5 protein-coding genes are annotated in these 3,863 nt (G+C 45.6%); all 5 read right to left on the reverse strand.

Annotation, left to right across the window (positions count from 1 at the left end):
- Positions 1-1,269: NAD(P)/FAD-dependent oxidoreductase (locus tag ACWVCM_RS06110; protein ID WP_455200837.1), on the reverse strand; the 1,269-nt coding region annotated here is incomplete at its 3' end.
- Positions 1,266-2,039: an SDR family NAD(P)-dependent oxidoreductase gene (locus tag ACWVCM_RS06115; protein WP_455200838.1), complete on the reverse strand. Its 774-nt coding sequence runs from the start codon at positions 2,037-2,039 to the stop codon at positions 1,266-1,268. The genes ACWVCM_RS06110 and ACWVCM_RS06115, both read right to left, overlap by 4 nt.
- A gap of 2 nt (positions 2,040-2,041) precedes the next feature.
- On the reverse strand, positions 2,042-2,455 hold the full coding sequence (locus ACWVCM_RS06120) for a nuclear transport factor 2 family protein (RefSeq protein WP_455200839.1): 414 nt from the start codon (positions 2,453-2,455) through the stop codon (positions 2,042-2,044).
- Entirely contained in the window at positions 2,452-3,447 is a 996-nt protein-coding gene (locus ACWVCM_RS06125; protein WP_455200840.1) for an acyl-CoA desaturase, read from the reverse strand. The genes ACWVCM_RS06120 and ACWVCM_RS06125 overlap by 4 nt, the downstream gene beginning before the upstream one ends.
- A gap of 10 nt (positions 3,448-3,457) precedes the next feature.
- On the reverse strand, positions 3,458-3,863 hold a 406-nt coding region (locus ACWVCM_RS06130; protein WP_455200841.1), incomplete at its 5' end, for a DUF3833 family protein.

Consider the following 3,863-nt stretch of genomic DNA (forward strand, 5'->3'; position numbering starts at 1 on the left):
CCGGTGTAAATACAGCTTTTCATTGGCCTGTGTCCGTTTAAAATGTTCAATAGCGTTCAATGCGCTTACTACACCATCTTCGTGAAAGCCATTTCGCCAGTAAGCACCGCAAAAATAGGTGTTACGCGGACCATTGATGCGCTCTTGCTGGGACTGTGCTTCCATTCCTTTGAGGGTGAACATGGGATGATCATAGTCAATCCGTTTAATGATCTTTTTCGGATCTATGGCGTCGGTATTGTTCAGTGTGACGCAAAAAGTATGCTTTGACTTGATGTTTTGCAGAATATTCATGTTATATGTTAACGCTACACGATCCTGATTTTCTTTGAGGATATGATAATTCCAGGCCGCCCAGGCCAGGCGTTTTTCAGGTAACACATTAGTGTCAGTATGCAGTATTGCCTCATTACGCTGATAAGGTATGGAGCCCAGAATATTTGACTCATCGCGTGTGGGGTCAGCGAGCATTCTCAGCGCCTGGTCGCTATGGCAGGCCATAAATACACTGTCGAACTTCATGGCTTCTGCACCGTAAGGCTTAATCAGTACCTGGTTGTCAAAACGTTTTACCCATTCAACGGGGGTGTTTAGTCGAATGCGATCTCGAAAACCATGAGTGAGTTTCTCCACATAATTCCTGGATCCGTTCTTTATGACATACCAGGTAGGCCGGTCGTTGATGTTCAACATACCGTGGTTGTTGAAAAAACGAATAAAAAAGTATGCGGGGAATTCCATCATTTTGTCAGGCGCCGATGACCAGATCGCGGCGCCCATGGGTATGATATAATGATGAATAAATTCGTTGGAGTATTGATTGTGTTGTAAATATTGACCCAAAGTATAATCAGTATTTTTCTGATAGAGCACCTGCTTTGCCTGTTCGTTGAAGCGAAGAATGTCACGGATCATGCGATAGAATGAGGGCTTTAGCAGGTTGCGGCGTTGGGCAAACAGACTGTTCAGGGTGGTCCCGTTATACTCCAGGCCATTACGCTCGCTCTTAACACTGAAGCTCATATTGCTCGGCTCAATTTCAACAGCTAGCTCTATGAGTAATTCAACAAAGTTGGGGTAAGTCCAGTGGTTGAACACGATAAACCCGGTATCAATATTGTGTTGTTCGTTATCAATATCAATCTTATGGGTATGCGTGTGTCCGCCAATATAATCATTAGCTTCAAACACGGTTATATCTGCATGCTTGTGTAATTTATAAGCCGCGACGTTACCGGCAATACCAGTACCAATAATTGCGATTTTCATGATTGTCTCACTGTGTTTAACATTAAACGGGTATAGAGGCCGCTCGGTAAGAAAGAGAGAAATTTATAGGTACAGCTAAATGCTTTGGGGAAATGAATTTCTGGTGTTCGTTTCTCAATGCCGTCAACGATAATTTTTGCGGCTTCGTCCACTTCGATACGCATGGGCATGGGAAAATCATTCTTGTCCGTGAGGGGAGTGCGGACAAACCCCGGGCAAACGGTAAACACATCAATGTTTTCCTGCTTCAGGTGAATGCGTAAAGCTTGCAGCATATTTCGGATAGCGGCCTTGGAGGCGCCGTAGGCCTCCGCCCGGGGAATACCTGCAAAAGAGACAGTGCTGCTCATCCCTCCCAGCTGCGCGGTCGTCGAATTTCGCAGCAACGGCAACACTGCCTCTATTCCGTAGACCATGCTCATAAAGTTGGTCTTTATTGTTCGCTCAAAGATGTCTGAATCAAAGTTTTTAATATCGATGTATTCTGCGGTGCCGGCGTTAAAAAAAGCGATGTCCAGTCCACCCCAGTGTTCTTCAATACGCTTAACGGCGGACATGTTCTGGGATTTGATCGTCACGTCCAACGGAACAACGAACGTATTCTCTTTCCCCATCTCATCTGCGATATTGTGGAGCAGTGGCTGGTTTCGCGCGCTAATGGCGACTTTCGCGCCGCGTTTTGCCAGCTCCATGGCGACGGCTTTTCCAATGCCGGAAGAAGCACCGGTAATCCAGACACGTTTGTCTTCGAAATGGTTGCTTTTGGCCATGTTTATACCTGTCCTTTAATATATTTAATGACAGATCCGACAACGGGGATATTCTCGTAAATCATTTTGCCTGCATCGAAATAGTCTCTATGAAAATAAATTTTGTCATCAAAGCGTATTTGCGTGCTTCCCGGAACCTCAATGGTTTTACTGGATAAACTACGGTGTCGAAAAGTCATATTCCATACGATCAATGCAGAAGAGGGCTTTGAATATACTTCGCCAAATTCAAAGTCGCAGCTTTCAAGGTTTTCATACAATTTTGAAAAATATTCCATTAACGTTGGCAGGCCACGTATTTCGTGAAATGGATCAACAAAAGTGACATTGTCGTCGTAAATGGTATCCACCAGGCTAATATTGCTTGCGTCCAGGTTCCCATAAACGGACTTAAAATTATCAATAATCGTATTCATGATGGCTTCTCAGCTTTAACCAGGCGTGTATTTTTTAGCTCTATGGGAACCGATTTCAGATCCCATATAATTCCCGTCCACGCAAGAAACCGCAGAAAGTAATAAGTCATATCAACTTCCCACCAGAAAAATCCCTGGCTGGCTGATCCGGGAAAGTGGTGGTGATTGTTGTGCCAGCCTTCGCCGCAGGTGATCAGGGCGATTAAAAAACTGTTACGGCTATCGTCCCTGGTGTTGTAACGCCGTTTACCGAATTTATGAGCCAGGCTATTAACGGTATAAGTGGCGTGATAAAGAATCACGGTAGAGATGAAGAATCCCCATATTAATAGTTGACTGCCATTGGTATTCAGGGAAGGGGCAACCGAAGCCAGTAGTTCTCCAACGGCGTATAAACCAGTGGCAAGCATGACTGGCACTATGGCATCAAATCGATCCAGCCAGATGAGTTCCCTGAACTTAACCAGGTCTGGAACACGTTGCAGTTTCGGGGGGAAGTTACTGTTTTCAGTAAACCAGCCCATGTGGCTCCATAAAAATCCATGTTGTCTGGGCGAATGTACATCTTCGTGATCGTCTGAATGGATATGGTGATGTCGATGATGAGACGCCCACCATAGTGGACCTCGCTGGGCGGCCGAAGCACCGAGTACGGCAAAAATAAACTGAGCGATGCGAGATGTTTTAAAACTTTTATGCGAAAAATAACGATGGTAGAAACCGGTAATCGCCAGCATACGCAGGAAATACAGGGCAAATGCCGTCACTACTGCGACTGGACTCCAGCCAACCCATAGAACACCCAGGCACATCACATGTATAAAAAGAAACGGTACTACTCTGAGCCAGTCGACCTGTTTTTTACTACCATTTTCGGTGGATACATTTACCTGGGATACCTGGGAGTGCGAGTCTATCCATTGCAATAATTTACCCGCGGTAGTCGCCAGCAAATTATTCGGTGTTTGCATCGTTGATGCGTTCTGTTTCACGTCTTGTTCCTTATAGGGTCGCTGAAGTTAAGTGGCCAATGCGACTCACTTCGGGCATGTTAAATGGGTTACTATCCCTGGTCATGGATTTCCCCGATCCCGGCTTGATAAATACCAGAATCACTTCTCCCACGTTGATACCAAACTTGCTCATTACTGAACGATTAATCACGGTGCTGTCATCAATCAGGTACATCCAGTCGTCGAACTGTACGTGATAAATGTCATCATCCACTTCGAGCGCCAGGGTGTATTGCCAGCGCAAGGCATGTCCGTAAGCAACGCCGGTTGCCTGGCCTATGACATCATCAGCCGTGCCGGTGTAATTGTGTTCGTCAATTCTGGATAGTTTCCAGATGCGCCGTTGAGTAGTGCCATCGGAATAAGTGAAATGTTCGTCCAGCGTGCCGTTGTTA

Source organism: Kaarinaea lacus (genome assembly GCF_975902315.1).

What these genes read in the sequence shown, in the direction of transcription:
- ACWVCM_RS06115 (WP_455200838.1), bottom strand. Translation starts at nt 2,039, where the DNA reads ATGGCCAAAAGCAACCATTTCGAAGACAAACGTGTCTGGATTACCGGT.
- ACWVCM_RS06120 (WP_455200839.1), bottom strand. Translation starts at nt 2,455, where the DNA reads ATGAATACGATTATTGATAATTTTAAGTCCGTTTATGGGAACCTGGAC.